Origin of the sequence: Ruminococcus sp. YE71 (assembly GCF_900119155.1) — a bacterium.
GTDB lineage: Bacteria > Bacillota > Clostridia > Oscillospirales > Ruminococcaceae > YE71.
Genome location: NZ_FPIR01000009.1, coordinates 1 through 17,388, shown reverse-complemented (window position 1 = coordinate 17,388; position 17,388 = coordinate 1). Strand labels below are relative to the sequence as shown.

At 51.8% G+C, this 17,388-nt stretch carries 13 protein-coding genes, 1 rRNA gene, 1 pseudogene and 1 riboswitch; of the genes and pseudogenes, 7 read left to right on the top strand and 8 right to left on the bottom strand.

Features of this window, described 5'->3' with window-relative positions; translation table 11 throughout:
* Nucleotide 1: 1 nt before the first annotated feature.
* On the top strand, nt 2-670 hold the full coding sequence (locus BT142_RS09730; protein WP_072418009.1) for an ATP-binding cassette domain-containing protein: 669 nt from the start codon (nt 2-4) through the stop codon (nt 668-670).
* Between the two features lie 129 nt (nt 671-799).
* Here the strand turns inward: BT142_RS09730 and BT142_RS09725 are convergent, their stop codons facing one another.
* Nucleotides 800-2,692, bottom strand: coding sequence for a carbohydrate-binding domain-containing protein (locus BT142_RS09725; RefSeq protein ID WP_072418008.1), 1,893 nt, complete (start codon nt 2,690-2,692; stop codon nt 800-802).
* 382 nt (nt 2,693-3,074) lie between these two features.
* Between BT142_RS09725 and BT142_RS09720 the strand changes: the two genes are divergently transcribed.
* Nucleotides 3,075-3,737: a Crp/Fnr family transcriptional regulator gene (locus BT142_RS09720; RefSeq protein WP_072418007.1), complete on the top strand. Its 663-nt coding sequence runs from the start codon at nt 3,075-3,077 to the stop codon at nt 3,735-3,737.
* Here the strand turns inward: BT142_RS09720 and trxA are convergent.
* Nucleotides 3,726-4,034 carry a thioredoxin gene (gene trxA / locus BT142_RS09715; protein ID WP_072418006.1) on the bottom strand — a complete coding sequence of 103 codons (309 nt, stop codon included), beginning with the start codon at nt 4,032-4,034 and terminating at the stop codon, nt 3,726-3,728. The two genes, BT142_RS09720 and trxA, sit on opposite strands and share 12 nt — an antisense overlap.
* A gap of 222 nt (nt 4,035-4,256) precedes the next feature.
* A riboswitch (THF riboswitch) is annotated at nt 4,257-4,366 on the top strand.
* Between the two features lie 96 nt (nt 4,367-4,462).
* Here trxA and BT142_RS09710 point away from each other — a divergent pair.
* Together BT142_RS09710 and BT142_RS09705 are read left to right on the top strand one after the other, a co-directional pair.
* Nucleotides 4,463-5,032: a folate family ECF transporter S component gene (locus tag BT142_RS09710; protein ID WP_072418005.1), complete on the top strand. Its 570-nt coding sequence runs from the start codon at nt 4,463-4,465 to the stop codon at nt 5,030-5,032.
* Nucleotides 5,029-6,297, top strand: coding sequence for a bifunctional folylpolyglutamate synthase/dihydrofolate synthase (locus BT142_RS09705; RefSeq protein ID WP_072418004.1), 1,269 nt, complete (start codon nt 5,029-5,031; stop codon nt 6,295-6,297). The genes BT142_RS09710 and BT142_RS09705 overlap by 4 nt, the downstream gene beginning before the upstream one ends.
* A gap of 112 nt (nt 6,298-6,409) precedes the next feature.
* On the opposite strand, the gene BT142_RS09700 is transcribed toward BT142_RS09705, so the two are convergent.
* From BT142_RS09700 to BT142_RS19860, 6 genes and pseudogenes are all read right to left on the bottom strand, one after another.
* Nucleotides 6,410-7,390 carry a zinc-ribbon domain-containing protein gene (locus tag BT142_RS09700; protein WP_072418003.1) on the bottom strand — a complete coding sequence of 327 codons (981 nt, stop codon included), beginning with the start codon at nt 7,388-7,390 and terminating at the stop codon, nt 6,410-6,412.
* Nucleotides 7,391-7,601: 211 nt separating this feature from the next.
* On the bottom strand, nt 7,602-8,204 hold the full coding sequence (locus BT142_RS09695; RefSeq protein ID WP_072418002.1) for a DUF1349 domain-containing protein: 603 nt from the start codon (nt 8,202-8,204) through the stop codon (nt 7,602-7,604).
* Between the two features lie 18 nt (nt 8,205-8,222).
* The gene (locus BT142_RS09690; protein ID WP_072418001.1) at nt 8,223-8,909 is read right to left on the bottom strand and encodes an alpha/beta hydrolase; all 687 of its coding nucleotides are present in this window, start codon (nt 8,907-8,909) and stop codon (nt 8,223-8,225) included.
* Nucleotides 8,910-8,943: 34 nt separating this feature from the next.
* Nucleotides 8,944-10,770, bottom strand: a complete 1,827-nt coding sequence (locus BT142_RS09685) for a GHKL domain-containing protein (RefSeq protein ID WP_072418000.1) — start codon at nt 10,768-10,770, stop codon at nt 8,944-8,946.
* On the bottom strand, nt 10,767-11,078 hold the full coding sequence (locus tag BT142_RS19865; RefSeq protein WP_278277325.1) for a LytTR family DNA-binding domain-containing protein: 312 nt from the start codon (nt 11,076-11,078) through the stop codon (nt 10,767-10,769). Before BT142_RS19865 ends, BT142_RS09685 begins: the two co-directional genes overlap by 4 nt.
* 81 nt (nt 11,079-11,159) lie before the next feature.
* Nucleotides 11,160-11,453: pseudogene (locus BT142_RS19860) on the bottom strand (response regulator); the annotation flags it as partial.
* A 333-nt stretch (nt 11,454-11,786) separates the two neighbouring features.
* On the opposite strand from BT142_RS19860, the gene BT142_RS09675 reads away from it, so the two are divergent.
* The 3 genes from BT142_RS09675 to BT142_RS09665 all read left to right on the top strand — a co-directional run.
* Nucleotides 11,787-12,986: a hypothetical protein gene (locus BT142_RS09675; RefSeq protein WP_072417998.1), complete on the top strand. Its 1,200-nt coding sequence runs from the start codon at nt 11,787-11,789 to the stop codon at nt 12,984-12,986.
* 105 nt (nt 12,987-13,091) lie between these two features.
* Entirely contained in the window at nt 13,092-16,808 is a 3,717-nt protein-coding gene (locus BT142_RS09670) for an InlB B-repeat-containing protein (RefSeq protein ID WP_139182252.1), read from the top strand.
* Between the two features lie 449 nt (nt 16,809-17,257).
* A 16S ribosomal RNA gene (locus BT142_RS09665) occupies nt 17,258-17,388 on the top strand; the annotation flags it as partial.

Below are 17,388 nucleotides of genomic sequence, written 5' to 3'. Positions count from 1 at the left end.
CATGCCAATCATCAGTTTGAAAAACGTAAGTAAGAAATATAAAAACGAGAAACAGATATTCGATAACTTTAATCTTCGGATAGAGCGGGGCGAATTCGTCGGTCTGGTAGGCAAGAGCGGCGCAGGAAAGACCACTCTGCTGAATATGATCGGTCTTATCACGGACGTTTCGGGCGGAACGGTCAATATCGCAGGCAGAAAGGGGCTCACCCCGAAAAGCAGGTCGGCGATGATGCTGAGAAGGAACACCATAGGCTATCTTTTTCAGAATTACGGTCTGATAGAGGATGAGACAGTTGAATGGAACCTGTCTCTCGCCCTCGAATACAAAAAGCTGAGAAGATCGGAAAAGCAGGAAAAAATAAATCAGCTTCTTTGCAAATTCGGGCTGGACGGCTACGAGAAGAAATATGTATACCAGCTCAGCGGCGGCGAACAGCAGCGTATCGCCATAGTCAAGCTAATATTGCAGGAAAGCAGCATCATCCTTGCCGATGAGCCGACTTCGGGACTCGACAAGGCGAATGCACAGCTTGTAATGGATCATCTGACAAGACTCAACAAGCAGGGCGCGACCATCGTTATGGTGACTCATGACCTGGGTCTGTGCGAATACTTTACAAGAGTGATCGAAGTAAACGGTGCAAGACCCGAGCCTGCCCGAGCATAAAACGTTCAGAGAAAGCCAAAGACCGACAGTTTCCAAAGAAGCTGTCGGTCTTTTTGAAAAAGATCAATTATGAAAATGATAGGGGGTAGTATGAATTATCGAAAATAGAAGGGAGTCGGTGATCTCAGATCACTTTACCGTAACGGTGAACGATCTGCTGCTGAGGTTGCTGGTATCCCAGGTACCGTTGACCTTCGCGCCGATGACCAGTCTGAGGGTCTGTCCCGCGGTGAGCTTGGGCGAAGTGAAGGATGTCGTGTCGGCAGGGATGGACTGGGTAACTATCTTCCATTTGCCCGATATGTAGACCGCGATGGCGTACTTCTCTGCACCTTCAACAGCGCTCCAGTTCAGCCTGAACTGATGAGTAGCCGAGCTGTACTGTATCGAAGTCACGGTAGGATATATGCTCTGGGTCTCGGGCTCTTCGGGTTCGGTAGGATCGGGATCCTGAGTTTCTTCTTTCTCGACTGCCGTGCCCGTGAGGGTCGCAGTTGCGGTACTCTGACCGTTCACATAGAGCGTGTAGGTCTCACCCGACTTGAGCGAATCGGACGCGAGCACAATGTGATTTGCGTTCTTGACCGCAGTAGTCTCATAAACGGTGTTGCCGCTGCTGTCCTTGACCGCGATAGACGCGCCGCTGCTGATGCTGATGGACGTGCCGCTCTGTCCGCCCTGATCTCCGAATCCGCCGAATCCGCCGTGTCCGCCGGGACCGCCGCCGGGGCCTCCCATGCCGCTGCCCGCACCGAACGAAATGTAAGTGCCTGCGGTCGGAACTACTGCCATTCCGCTCATGCCTACCGCCGCGATGGTGCCGCCGCTGTAGGTCAGCGAGCAGCCGTAGTCACCGATGTCGAGCGCTCCGTTGCCGTTGTCCGCTGAACCGAATACCTGAGTGTATCCGCCCGAAACGGTCATGTTGCCGTTGGAGTCGAGACCGTCGCCGCTGGCGTTGACGTACCACTCGCCGCCAGTGATCTTCAGCTCGTAGGAGTAATTCTTGAGCTCGCTGTTAGCCGCGTTCATGCCGTCATCCGAGGAGAGGATGGTGCCCTTGCCTCCGCGCAGAGCGATGGTGGCACCCTCAAAACCTTCATAGGACTTCTTGACATTTATCTCGGGGCCTGTGCCGTTTGTCTTGCCGACAGTCAGCGCATATTCTGCCTTGAGTGCGTCGTCGCCTGCGGTGATGGTCAGGTCACCGCCGAGAACGTTCACCTGCTCGCCGTGAACAGCGTCATCGGAAGCGGTGACGTTGATCTTGCCGCCGTTGATCGTGATGACGCCCTTGGATTCGGTGTCATCGTCGTCGGGGGAAGCCTTGATGCCGTCGTCGGAAGAGTTGACGTTGATATTACCGCCGTTGATTATCAGCTCGCCGTCAGCTGCGAGAGCGTTGTTTGCGGCATTGACGTTCAGCGTGAAGCTGTCATTTGCGCTTTCGCCGACGGTCACGGTCGAAGTCGCGCCGCCCTTGATGCCGTTCTTGCAGGAACTGCCGTTGACGTTGAGCGTTCCGCTGCCCGTGAGAGTGAGCGACGAGCCGCTCTTCACCTTGATGCCAGCGCCCTCAAAAGCGTCTGCGATGGTCTCATCGGTGGAAGTCTCGTTCGCGGGATCCTCCGAGTCGGTGAGGGTATTGGTGCCCTTGATGACGATCTCAGCCTCTGCGCCCTTGTTCACCGATACGGGTGCAGTTGAGGAGCAGGTCAGGGTCAGCGTGTCAAGGATAAGGACAACGCCTGTCGTGCCTTTCTTCACGGTGATGCTTCCTTCAACGCATTCGCCGCTGACAACGTATGTACCCGCAGCGTTTATGGTGAGGTCGGTGCCGCTGATCTTGAAGCCTGAGCCTGCTTCGTCCGAAGCACTGATACCGCTGTTGGTGAAGGTAAAGGTGTTGTCATACGAGCCGCTGTCGGTGTAAGCAAAAGCCCCGAACGGAACCATTCCGCTCACCATAGATACCGCAGCTGCCGCCGCCGTGATCTTCCTCATCGTAAGTCTTGCCTTCATAATTGATACACTCCTGTCATTGATTTATTGACCTGCCGCTTAAAAGGTCTTGGATTTTTGCCGCGGTCGGAAGCCGTTCGTTCCCGAATCGGACCGTATTTTTGCTTTTTTCCTGACCGCACCTATAGTATAAACCGCCAAGGTTAGAATAAGGTTAGAAAAATGCGCCTTCATAAATTATTTTACATTATTTTACTTTTTGTTCACTTTACACATTCCGAACATTGAACACAAAATAACCCTCGGAAATCCTGCAAGCGTTCCCGAGGGTTATTTGTTTTGTGCGGTGCTGTATTTCGGTTGACTGATCGTCGGCGGTATGCTATAATTTATCTGAGCAACGCCAACAATTACAGTTTTCATACCCCGAAAGGAAAACGTTATGTTTGAAGAATTCTACCAAAAGACCTTCCCGTTCTGGGATATATTGTCCGATGAAGACCGCCGCTTTATCTGCGACAAGTCTTCAAAGAAAACCTACTCAAAAGGCACGAACCTGCACAGCGGCAGCGACTGTTCGGGGGTGTTCTTCGTCAGCTCGGGAAGTCTCCGCGCCTATATCCTCTCCGAGGACGGCAAGGACGTCACCCTCTACCGCCTGCACAAGGGCGAAATGTGTATGCTGTCCGCTTCCTGCGTCTTGCAGTCGATAACCTTCGATGTGGCGGTCGATGCTGAGGAGGACAGCGAGTGCATCGTCCTCAGCGGCGCGGCTTTCAAGCAGATGTCCGAGAAATACCCCGAGATACGAATCTTCGCTCTTGAGACCGCCGTCTCGCGCTTTTCCGATGTCATGTGGGTCATGCAGCAGATACTTTTCATGAGCATGGACAAACGCCTTGCCATTTTCCTGCATGACGAGTCGGTCAGGATTTCCTCCGACACCATCTCCCTCACTCAGGAGCAGATCGCGAAGTACATCGGCTCGGCGCGCGAGGTCGTTTCACGAATGCTGAAATACTTCGCAGGCGAGGGCATTGTCGAGGTGTCCCGAAAGGGCGTTCGCATCCTCGACAAGTCTCGCCTGCGTGAATTAGCTCTTTAACATATCGAGTATAGCCGCTTTCGGTCTGAACCCGACTTCCTGCGCGGTCACTCTGCCGTTTTTCATGACAACGAGGGTCGGGATGCTCATGACCCCGAACTGTGCCGCGAGCTCCGCCTGTTCGTCAACGTTTATCTTGCCGACGGTGAGGTCGGAGCGCTCGTCCGCGATCTGATCGACCAGTGGCGAGACCATCCTGCACGGACCGCACCAGCCTGCATAAAAGTCCAGAAGCACGGGCTTTGCGCCGCCTGCGATCTCCGCGAAATTTTCTTTTGTTACGTTCATTACTGCCATAGTGATACTTCCTTTCTGTTTTATTGTGGCTTAATTATACACTATTATTCGCGCGGTTTCTGTGACTTTGTCACACAGACCAAAGATTATTTTTGTAACTGTCATCCACGTCTGTTTCAGGATTGTTTACAATAACGAAACAATCCTGCGAAAAATAGGGTATTGACAAATCATAAAGAACGATGTATAATAAACAGGCAGTAAGGTACTGCAAATACATTTTGAAGAGTAAAATTACGTTCGTTAAGTGTTGGCTGAACGGGGAGTTGTCAGTCAAACGAAAAGCCGTGGAGAGACCTCGGCTTGCGGTTCGTATTTTGCATCCCGCTTCATAGGACAATGGAATAAAGAAATTCAGGGCGGTACCGCAGGTATTGTCCCAAGCCTTCTTTTCCGTCGTATGATGTGGAAAAGGAGGTTTTTTGTTTATGAGTACAAACAACAGAGAAACAGCAGTAAGCACGAGACTGAGGGTCTTCGGCACCACGCGCATCATGATTCTGGCGGCGCTTTTCACCGCTATGAGCATCGTGTTCGATAAGTTCCTGGCGGTCAATATCGGTGACAGCATCCGCATCGGCTTAGGCGGTCTGCCTCTCCAGATGGCAGGCATCATGCTCGGACCCGTGGTAGGTGCGGCAGTGGGCGGCGTGTCCGATATAATCGGCTGCCTGCTCAAAGGCTATTCCATCAACCCCGTCATCACGCTGGGCGCGGTGAGCGTGGGCTTTCTTTCGGGCTTGATGTACCACAAGGTCCTCGCAGGCATGAACAAGGCATCGCTGCCGAGGATAGCGCTCTCCACCCTGACCGCTCATGCTGTGGGCTCGATGCTCATCAAGTCTGTCGGAATGTTCGTTTATTTCCACACCCCCATGCAGACTCTGGTACTGCGCGTGCCTATCTACATCGTCACCGCAGCTATCGAGACGGCAATCATCGCTGTTCTCATGCAGAACAAGGGCTTCATGTCCGAGCTTGAAAGGATCCGCAGATGACCTTCGCTGAGGCGGAAGAGTGCCTGAAAGAGGCGGCTTCGAGGGGCAGCGTGCTCGGTCTTGACCGTGTGAAGGAACTGCTCCGTCTGCTGGGTGACCCGAAGGAAAAGCTCAGGATAATACACATCTCGGGTACGAACGGCAAGGGCTCGTTCGCGGCTATGCTCTCGTCGGTGCTGCGCTGTTCGGGGCTGAGGACGGGGAGCTTCTGCTCGCCTGCCATGACGGGCGTTACCGACAGCTACCGCATCAACGGCATTGAGATAACGAAGGAGCGCTTCGCTGAGCTGATCGGCATTATCAAGCCCGTGATCGACACCATGACCGAAAAGCCCACCGAGTTCGAGGTCATCGCGGCGGCGGCGTACCTGCTGTTCGTGCAGGAGAACTGCGACGTCGCGGTGGTCGAGTGCGGGATGGGCGGCGACGGCGACGCGACCAACGTCATGAACGCACCGCTGCTTTCGGTCATCACAAACGTTGCTCTCGACCACTGCGGATTCCTCGGGGACACCACCGCCGAGATCGCCGACCACAAGGCTGGCATCATCAAACACGGCTGTCCCGTCTATTTCGGCGGCAGCGACAGCGATGCCCTTCGGGTCATCCGCGAAAGGGCAGAGCAGCAGTCCGCACCCCTGACCCTCTTCGACGACAGCCCCCTTTCCGACGTGACCTACAGCCTTGAAGGTATCTCCTTCCGCTGGCGTGGTGAAATCTTCACCGTGCCGCTGTGCGGGACCTACCAGCGCGAGAACATCGTGAACGTGATGCGCTGCACCGAACTGCTGAAAGACGCAGGTCTGCCGCTCGGCACCGACTCCATCCGCCGAGGACTTGCGGAGACGGTATGGCAGGGCAGGTTCGAGGTGCTTCGCCGCGAGCCTTATGTCATCTACGACGGCGCTCACAATCCCGACGGCATCATCCGTGCGGCGGAGAGCATCAGGACGTACTTCGCGGGGAGGGTGGTGCTGCTCATCGGCGTCATGGCTGACAAGGATTATCGGCTCTACGCGGATATGCTGGGCGGGCTCATCGACAAGGCGTTCACCGTCATCCCCGACAACCCGAGAGCGCTCGACAGCGCCGCGCTGGCAAAGGTGTTCACCGACAAGGGGATCGCTGCCGAGAGCTTCGGCCATCTCCCCGACGGTGTGGCTGCCGCATACAGCCGCGCAAAAGAAACAGGTCTGCCGCTGGTCGCGCTGGGCTCGCTGTATATGTACCGCGAGTTCACCGAAGCGCTTTCGGGCGTGGTCTGAAAGACAGCACCGATCACAAATTTGCATAGAAAAAGACCCGACCGCCCGAATGGCGATCAGGTCTTTTTTTGTTTCATATTTTGCTTTACAATGAGCTTCATCGGGCAGCTTGTCATGGTCTGACCATCGCGAGGTACGCGGGCAGTCCGTCGGAAGTCACTATCGCACCCAGCGCATACTGACTGCCGTCCGCACGCCACAAGTTGTTTATGGAAATTTCCGCATCCCCCGACGCATATATCCCCGTGTCGGTAACGCTGCCGAAGAAAACGCTGTCCTCCATGTCCTCCTCGCTGTAGCTTCCCGAGACGTCCGTTTCCATCAGATACCAGTCTATCGTGATGACAACGGAATCGCCGTTGACTTCTATGCTGACATTGTCGAGCTCACGCATGAAAGTCCCTGCTGAGTTGGTCGGGTTGTAAATGACCATAGCCTTCCAGCCGCCGCTGTATCCGAGAGGTTCGGTCATCATATCGGCGCCCGCAGGTGCTTCGTACACAAGTCCGCCCTGACCGAAGCACCATTCAAACTCGTCGAATTTCGGTCTGTCGGCTGTGGACAGGGACATGGCTTCCGAATAAACGGCGTTCTTTTCTTCAAGTCCCTCGTCTGCGGCGGTCGTTGTCTGCTCAGTCGTTGTCTCCGTCGGAGCCGTGGTCTCGGGAGCTGCTGTTGTAACTGTAGTTGTGGTGGTCGCTGTCACGGTCTCGGCCGCCGTATCGGTTTCCGCAGGCTCGGCTTCGGGGCTTTCGGAAGTCGGAGCGGCAGAACTTTCGGCGGTCACGGAAGAGTTGTTTTTCTCCCTTTTCGGCCTGCTGCTGTCATCATCGTCCCGTTCGAGAAGGTACCCGGGGTTTATGAACAGCATGAAGCCGCCGATAAGCACCAGTCCGACCGCCAGAGCAGAGAAAAAAACGACCAGCGGATTCGATCTTTTTGCCTGCACAGTATCGTTCGGAACCGATGTGGGAGACTGATACTGAGTCGGTAAAGGCTGAGCCGCACCGACGTTATTGTTCAGAGGTTCCCCGCAGAACGCGCAGAAAGTATCCCCGTCATTGAGCTGTTTACCGCATTTCGGACAGAACATAAGATCACCTCAAACGTTTAATATGCATAAAAAGTTAACCTTTTATTCATTATAACATACTTTGCTCCAAAAAGCAAGAGTATAATAAAAAAATCAACCTTTCTCCCGAATGCGGCACCGATCGCGTCGGGAAAATGAGCAGAAACGAAAAGCGGTATGCCGTAACAGCATACCGCTTTAGGTGAAATTATAAGAAGCTCAGGTGTATTTGTTATTTGTCGGGCTGTTGTCCGTCGTGCGCTTTCCACGCGCATTCGGTGACCTGCATATCGCTGAAAACGGCGGTGAATGAGGAATCCTCGGGGGAGCAGGCGTATATCCCGAAGCGTATCCTGCCGCCGCCCTCGTGAAGATGACATACCCTCATCTGCCGCCAGCGCCTGCCGTCCTCCGAGCACTCGATGCAGAAATCGTCCTGACGGCGGCTCAGACGGTACCACATCACCTTCACGTCGGCAGGTATCTCGGTGGTCGCCCAGTCGGAGTAACCGTGGTTGGTGACCACGCTGCCGAGGTGCTGGAACTCCTCATTCTCGTACTCCACAGAGCCCTTTATCCAGTTCCCGCTGTCGAGGTAAAGCACCACTCCGCACTGGTCGAAGCGGTGATGGCTCCCCGTAAAATCGGTCCTGACGACAAAGCTGAAATACCGTTCGTCAGTCTCCGTCTGGAAAACGGGTGCGTTGTCGTTGCGGAAATGATAGTACGTCCGCTGCCAGAGGTCGGTGTGGGGCAGGGTTGTAACATACACCTTGCCATCCCTTACCTCATAGCTTTTGGGGCTTCTTGTCCATTGGAACTTTTCTATATTCATGTTTTTCACTCCGTTCGTTTAGTGTGCGGCGCTGATGCACCACGCAAAGCCTTTAGCCGTCCTTATCTCGGGCTCGGTGAAATGATTGCCCTCGTTCCATTCGAGGACGGTGCCGATACCCTGTGTTTTCAGCATTTTGTACTGCCTGCGGATGTTTCCGCCGACCGCGACCATAGTTTTGTTTCGGGTCTTTTCTTCTTTCTTTCCAAGGCTGAGGTAAATGCTTTTCGCGGCAGGGGAGCGGCTTCCGATAAAGTCGCTCCACCCCGAAAACCATACCGACGGCGACACCGCCGCCACAGCATCGAACCTCTCCGAAGAATAAGCCGCCCACAATGCGAACAGCCCCGCAAGAGAATATCCCCCGAGAATTACGGGGATATCCTTGTTCGGAGAATACGTTTCCGTCAGCTTCGGGATAAGAGTGTCTTCAATGAAAGCGAGCGTTTCGCCTGCGCCGCTCCCGAAGGGTTCGTTCTCAAAAACAGGCGGCGCTTCCCACGGGGAAAGCTCGCTGTTCCAGTCGGTTATCTCAAACGCCGCGAAGACAAAGGGCGCGTCGGTCAGTGACCTGATATGCGCGGTCTCTTTCCCGAGCAGTTCAAGTTCGCGTCTGTCGGCAGGCTGTATCAGCAGGTATTCGGGAGCTGTATCGGCGTGAACGGTGCATGATCTTACGCCGCAGGTCAGGTTTTCGATTTTCATTTGCGTTTTTCCTTTACTTTATTCGACTGCTCGATCACAGTCTCAGACAAACTTCCGAGTGGAAACGGTTCTCCGTCGTCTTGAACTCCGCGCTTCCGTCGTGCGATTCTGCAAGTGAGCGGACAGAGTGCAGACCTGTGCCCAGTCCCTGACGCTTGCTTGAAAGAAATTCGCCGTCTTTAATATGCACGACGCCGTTGAAGCTGTTGTCCATGCTTATGAAAAGCATAGCGCCGTTTACTTTTGAGCACAGCTTGATGTATCTGCTCTCGGGTCTCATAACGTGGCAGGCTTCGATGGCATTTTCAAGCAGATTTCCGAAGATAACGCACAGACTGCTGTCCGAAATGTTCGGATTGAATGCAGGCAGCTCCACGAAAACGTCGAGCCTGATATGCGCGTCTTCGGCAAGCTGAGCGTAGTAGCCGATGGTCGAATTTACAACGGAATTCTTGCACCATTCCTTTGTCGGGTAGGTGGGTATGGTGTCGGTGACGTTGCTGATGTAGGATTTAGCCTCGGAAAGGTGCTTTTTCTCGATCATATCGTCGATAACATGAAGGTGATGACGAAGATCGTGCCTCTGTTTCCTGATCTCATCGGACATGGAGATAAGCATTTCAAGCCTGCTTTTCTGATAGGAGAGTATCTGATCCCGAATTCGGAGCTCGCCCTCAAGCTCGGCTTTTTTCCGCTGATCCCTCAGCAGGTCGGTTATATACATCACGGACAGCGCCAGCAGGATGATCGTAAATCCAAACACTCCGATCTGGAAGATCGAGGAGTATATCCTCACGAAATTGAGATAGTAGTTCAGCAGTTCCAGAACAGTCGAAAGCGAAAGAACCAGGAAAGGTATCATAAAACGCTGTGCATTTTTGCTCCTGAACCGTATTGCTTCGAGGAGAGAATATCCGAAAAGCAGCAGCATCGTTAACGGCAGTATGATATGGAATGCGAACAGACTGCGGTGGAAGGATACCTTTCCCGTCAGCTGCAAGATGATCGCGGCAGCATCGGCAGCTTCGATGACGCACAGTACGGATTCAAGCAGGATGTCCCCCTCTTTTTCAAGGTGGAAGATCGCAGTCCTGTACATAGGTATCATCAGAAGGAACAGCCCCAGAAAGTCTACAAAATACAGCAGGCTCGGCATTTGCAGGAGATACACCGAGAGGGTGTTCTCTCCCAGCTGCCACATTCCCGCCATGATTGAGAACAGCCCGGGATATATCATCGCAAGTCCGAGGTCGTCTGTCTTGACAAATGCCAGCGACATCACCGAAAGCACCGTGCCGAACAGGATAAAGAACAGCGACATCACCAGTGAAAGTCCGCACCTCAGAAACAGGTGTCGGAAGATCGCTTTCCTTGAACCGACCATAGGTTCATGTACAGACAGCGTATCACGCTCGTTCGGCGAAAGATATACCATTTCGATATGCGCGGTTTCTTCATCGCAGGGGAGTATCACCGAGTCGTAGTGCGTCGGCGGATCTTTCATGAACGAGGGGTACGTGCCGTCCTGACCATATTCGTAGATCAGCGAACCGTTGGCATATACTTTCAACGGTGCATACACGCTGCCGAAGAACATAAGATCGTTCTTCCTCACGGGCGTGTCGAAGGCGACCCTGACCTCTGTCCTGTGTGCAAGACCGCTCTGCGAAAGCGGCAGACTGTCCGAGACCTGTTCACCTTTGACGGTTATCTCGGCGCTTTTTATGATGATATTATCCTTGTCCGTCAGTGAGTAGGGGACTGCTTTTATTATGATGAACGTTACCGAGATGATAAGGAACGCCACGACGGCGATACCCTTTTTCCTCGTTTTCGTCGGCAGAGGTCTGTGCAGCTTCATATGTTCTGCCCTCTTGCAAGGTCGAACATATACTTGCGGTAGACGCTTGCGGCCTGCGACCTGCTCTCACGGCGGATATAGGCAACTCCGCCCTCTTTCATCTCGAAAATGCCTTCCTTTTTATCGACCCCCTCAACAAACTGCAAGTTCACGATGTAGCTCTTGTGGCAGACGAAAAACGGCGGCTGAGGAAGCATAACCGCAAGGTCTTTGAGCTTCAGCATAGTCCTTTCGACAGCGCCGCCAGTCAGATAGACATACACCGAATCCGCCTGAGACTCCAGATAGCGCACACGGGAGAGAGGCACTCTCTTCGACTTGCCGCCGAAGGGGATGTTGACCGAGGGAGCGTTTTCCTTGTTCAGCCGTGCCTTGTGTATAGCCTCCGCAATATCGCCTGTACGAAGCGGCTTTGTGATGTAACGGTCAACGTGATAGCGATAACCGTCAAGTGCGTGGTCGAGACTTGTGGTCAGAAAAGCTATCGGCACATCGTTGTCCATTTTTCTGATGCCTGCGACGGTATCTATCCCGTTCACGCCCTCCATATAAATATCTATAAACAGCAGGTCGTATCTTCCGCTGTAGTATTTCTCCAGCAGTCCCGAGCCGTCCGTAAAACGCTCTACCGCAACATCCGTACCGCTTTCCTCAAGAATTGCGGACAGCTTTTTATATTCCTCCTCATCGTCTTCTCAAACTGCTATTTTCAAAGATTCCATAGAAAATTTCACCTCATTGAGTATTACTATTTATATTATAGTGTATGGCAGAAGTTTTGTCAAATGGGGAACAAATTCTGAACGAGCGCCGATTGCACGGGATGCACGATTTTGTCGTAAAATGTGCATAAAAACTGTGATAGAACGATAAATTTTGATTTGTCAAGTACGAATTTTGGGTCAAAGCGACCTAAAATCCGTAATTGCCAAATGAGGAAAGTTGTTGTATAATATTAATTATCAAAGAACAACTTGTGTTCTTTAGGCTAACAAAATGTATATGGAGGGATAGAAATGAATAACATTTCTAAGCGGATCGTTGCGGCGGCAGTCAGCCTGTCTATCGTCGCAGTCGATTCGGGACTTGCAGGTCTATGCATCAACAGCACGGAAGTTGTGCCTGCTGTAAAGGCAGCTGCTGATGAAACTGTACAGGAGACCGACAGCGGATCGGTAAAATCGGATAATGGCGGCTTATCGGGTATAGTCTTTGATCTTGATGCTCCTATTTCGGATGTTACGAGCGAGCAGAAAGCAAATGACCCCTACCAGACCTACGGCGACAGATGGAAGTCGGTGTACTCCGTACCCGAGGTCTACATCAACGCAGGTGTAGATGACGGTCATGAGAAGAGCTTCCTGCATGATGTCAATAACGGATCAACTAAAACTGTCAATGATACCGAATGGTCCTATACGGCGAATGTTATGGATTCCCTGAATGTCGGATACGGCAAGAAGGATGCAATAGCAATGGTCAGAAGCGACAGCAACGGCGGTGTATCACTGCACATTCTTAATGCCGAAGGTCACGGCAGAACTGAGGGCAGTGTAGTCAACATCCTTAAAGAATATCGTAAGGATGAGATTACCAAAAAGATCACTTTACGGGGTACATACAACAGAAATTATGCTAGCGGATACAGTATCAGCGTTGGTTCAAATAATTATTTAAAGAAGAGCGTGGGTGCGATCGACCCGTATTCTGCTGGTCAGTATCTTTCCGTTGCAGCAGGTGACTTCAGCGGTGAGGGCAAGGATACTATCATCGTTTACGACGGCAATTACAATAACCCTGCTCTGAAGCAGTACGGTACCGAGCTGTTCTCAGTTGACACTTCTTACGATCAGACCGAGGGCGGCACAAAGGAAGGCTATGTCGGTACTATGAAGTACGACATTTACAGACCTGTTCAGATCGGCACCATTATTTCAAACCTCTACACTGAATTTGGTCTGAAAAAGATAGGTGCTTCTTCGGATGCTGACATTTCAAGAAACGTTCCTATCGTTGATCTGGTCGCAGCCGATGTGGACAGAGACGGCAGAGATGAGCTTATCGTCACCGCAGGTCTTGGCAATACTACTTCGGATAACAGCAGCGTCACCAAGATGAAGATCTATGATTTCTACAACGGTGAGTTCCATGAGACATATTCTCTTGATCTGAAAGGCACCTATTACTCGAATAAATCGGGCAGACTTATGTGGTGATCCTCTGCGGTCGGCAATATAAGCCTTGAGCAGGTCGGAACGGCAGGAGACCTTGATTATCCCGAGATCGTTTCAGCAGGCTGGGTGAACCTGAAAGATAAAGGCATGAACTTAAAGCATGACTACGGCATCCACACCACCAAGCTCATTGGTCTTGAAAAGATCGGCGACAGCTATGTCGGCAAATATGAGTCGGGCAACACCTACCACACAAGTGACGAAGTACTCAGTGCAAAACACCCTGACGGCGTTTCCGAGCAGATGCGTGACGGTTTCCACGCTGATGACGGCGCACCCGCTGACAGAGTAAAACGTGATAAGCTCGCAGTTGCGGTCGTTGCTGCAAGAGGTCTGGGTGCAGAGAGCTATGTAGTTCTCGGCGACACCGTTTATGAGCTCGGCAAGGACGGTTCAAATGGTCTGTCCTACGTAATGACAAGTACAAAGAATAAGGATTATTCTATCCGCAAGGCACTGACAGGTAACTATACGGGCGATGCTACCGAGGGCGTCTACTTCCTCGCGATAGATGACGAAAATCAGTATCATATATTCTACTACACCTATAACGGCACAGACTGGAAGACGACAGACGGCGCCTACATCCGTTCAAAGGAAGATGCCTGCAATATCTGCAACGTTGACGCCGATGATGACGGTATCACCATCAGGCTGAAGGACGTCAAGCAGTCCTGGTGCGACCCGAAGCATATCTATGTACTCGAAGCTGCACCTTACTTCAAGGAGTTCCCCGACAATCTCGGTTCTACTTCCATCTCGAAGTCGCAGACCTCGGGCAGCACTGTAAGCTACGGTGCAACTCTTTCAACAGAGCTTGAGCTTTCCTACAAGCAGGAGATCACAGAGATCATTTCGTTAGCAAAGGTGCAGATGGGTGCAACATTCTCCGCAGCACTCACCTATGAAGGTGCTACATCTACCCAGAAGACCATCTCCTGCGAGTACGAGGACGATAACTGCGTGAACACTGTCATGATGGCTCGTACCCCGATGCTCGTTTACGAGTATGAGATACTGGGCAGCGACGGAAAGTCTGCTCCTTTCGCAGTACAGACCAGCGGACTTCCTCAGATGGCAGGCGTTACCGTTGAGGAGTACAACAGCTTCGCGAAGGATTACAACGCTTCGGGCAGAAGCAGCGAGAAGCTCCCGATCGTAGGCGATAATTTCAAGCTCGGCGTTGCGGGCGACCCCTTCACCTACCGTACAGCCTTCCCCGAAAATTCCTCGGGAAGCGTTGCAAGCAGCGGTTCTGGTCTCAACACCACAAGCTACTACAGCTCCACAAGCACGACCAAGACTATCTCCAATGCGCATACCACCGAAAACGGTGTTGACATCGAGCTCGGTGCAAGTGCATTCTCGGGTCTGAGCCTTTTAGGTGCTACCTGTACGCTCACATATAGTGCAAGCGGCAAGACAGGTTACTCCACCTTCCACACCACAGAGCTCGGAAGAAGCGGCAAGGCAGGTTCACAGATCGAGGACAGCCGCTACGACTTCAACTGGGATGTAGGATTCTGGGATGTGAACGGACTTCCCGTAGTCGGCTACAAGCTCTGGAACATCAAGTCCCCGACAATGACTCCCGAGAACTTCTCGGTAGTAAAGAGCAGCATCACCAACCACGAAGCTACTCTGACCTGGGACGCTCCCGTATTCTCTCACGGTCTGAACAAGGAGAATACCTACTCCAGAACAGTTCCTACCCATGTAAGGATCTATCAGAAGCAGAACAACAATGAGTATGATGATAATTACATCGAGGTCCCTGTAAAGAACGGCAAGGTAGAGCTTACAGGTCTTGAGCGCAACAAGGTCTACACCTACCGCATCGTAGGCGTTGACTGTCTTGCGGGTCACGAGTCCCGTCCGTCTCAGGAGATCACATTCTCCACAACAAACGCTGCCGAGAAACTGAACGTATCTGTTACAGCAGGCAAGGGTCTGACCATGCTCGCAACGAGCGGCCCTGAGACTCAGTCTGTTGAGAAGGGTATCACACCTGTTCTTTACAAGATCAACAAGGGCTATACGCTTCCCGCCGACTTCACGAACAGGGTCATCAACGGACTGACTGTAGAGTACACGGGCGGAAACATCAAGGTATCGGGTACACCGACCGCTGAAAGCACTATCGTTATCCCCGACATGGTACCGACCAACTACAGCATCAGCTATATCCTGGACGGCGGCACATTACAGAACAAGGTAACGAGCTATACCATCGAGTCTGACACCATCACTCTCCCGACACCCGTGAAGTTCGGATATGAGTTTGTCGGCTGGACTGATGCAGCAGGCAACACCGTGACCGAGATCGTTTCTGGCAGCACGGGCAACGTTACCCTGACCGCAAACTGGAAGGCTTCCGAGAATATCCCCTACACAGTAGAGTATTACTTACAGGGTCTTGACGAAGAGTATCCCGATACCCCTTCCGAAGTACAGAATCTCTTCGGCACTACGGGCGAGACTGTCGCTGTTACACCAAAGACGATAACAGGATTCAACAAGCCCTCGAAGCAGACCGTTACTATCAAGGCAGACGGCACTACAGTCGTACAGTTCTATTACACACGTAAGCAGTTCACACTCACTCTGAAGGATAGCGCATTTGCTTCGATAATCGGCGACAACGGCAACTACTATTACGGCGAGCCGATCACCATCAAGGCTAATGTGGCTAACGGCTATACCTTCACAGGCTGGTCGTATGACAATGCGACTGTATTCTCCACCGAGAATCCTCTGACTATTGAGATGCCTGCAAAGAACATCACTATCTATGCTCTTTCGGAAGCAAAGGGCAATGAGTACGGCGAAGCTGCATATAACTGGTCTGACGATCTCAGCACCGTTACCGCAGTCAAGAAGTCTCTCAACGGCGGCGCAGATATTACCGAGACCGTAAAGACCACCTCGAAGGTAACTAAGGAAGCTACCTGCACCGAAAAGGGTGAGACTACCTACTATGCAGTATTCACCAATGACGCTTTCGTTTCTCAGGAAAAGACCGTTGCCGATATCCCTGCAACAGGTCACACCTACGGCGAACCCGAGTGGATATGGGATGTGAACAACAACGCATTCGCAACGTTCACCTGCGAGACCTGCGGCAGCGAGAGGTTCGTAAAGGCAACTGTTACTTCCAAGACTGCTGAACCTACCTATGTTTCGGAAGGCAAGACCGTTTACACCGCAACTGTTAAGGTCAACGGACAGATCTACACCGACACCAAGACCGTGACCATCAGCAAGCTGACCTACACCGCTCCGACCGTTACTTATGAGAAGGGCGAGAAATCCGTCAAGCTGAAATGGACCAAGGTCGAAGGCGCACAGAGCTATGCTGTAGTTACCTATCTCAACGGCAGCTGGGTCAAGCTCGCAGAAGGCAACACCGACACCTACACTGTTAATAACCTCACCGCATGCAAGGAGTACAAGGTAGCTGTCATCACTAAACTGAACGGCAAGTGGTTCAATGATGTTTCCAACGCTATCGTTGTCAGCCCGAAGACTGTAACACCTGTATATCCTGTTGTAAAGAGTGTTGACGTTGACGGCAACGCGTTCAGACTTACCTGGGACGCAGTTGATGGTGCTGAGAAGTACTGTGTGGCTTACTATTCCGCAGGCAAGTGGAAGCTCCTCGCACAGATGACCGCGAAAGAGACCACATACGCAAAGACCAAGGTACCCGCAGGTACTTTCAAGGTAGTCGTAGGCACCAAGTTCAACGGCGAGTGGGACATTTCCAATCTCAACAAGAGAGCGGTAACTGTTACGATCAAGTAAGTGTTCATCAAGTCTGATCTTAGATGATCCATAAAAAGGCCGGCAGCCCTCCCTCTGGGGCTGTCGGTTTTTTTGTGTGAGCGGCGACCGAACTCTATTATTTATATATACGAGCGGGGCTTTTTTAGGGGGGCGAAAAAGAGGTTCTTCTGTACAAAAATTATCTTAAAAACGTTCATTAATTGTTTACAGCAAAAAGTATTGACAATCATAGGATTATTTGCTATAATAGATAAGCACTCGGCGAGAGGAACTAAAAACCGAAACGATGAGGGCGCAGCACCTTGAAAATTGAACAGCTAAACGAAACAAAACCCTTGGAAATACTTTGAGGAAACTCTAAGTAACGAGAAAGTCAGAAAAGACTTAAAAATCGGTCAGTAATTCGGTTTAAGAAATCGAATGTTTCTGAGATCATAATTCTATCGAAAGATAGATTAGGATACAACTTTATTAAGAGTTTGATCCTGGCTCAGGACGAACGCTGGCGGCACGCTTAACACATGCAAGTCGAACGGTGAAAGTACTTCGGTACTGGATCAGTGGCGGACGGGTGAGTAACACGTGAGCAATCTGCCTT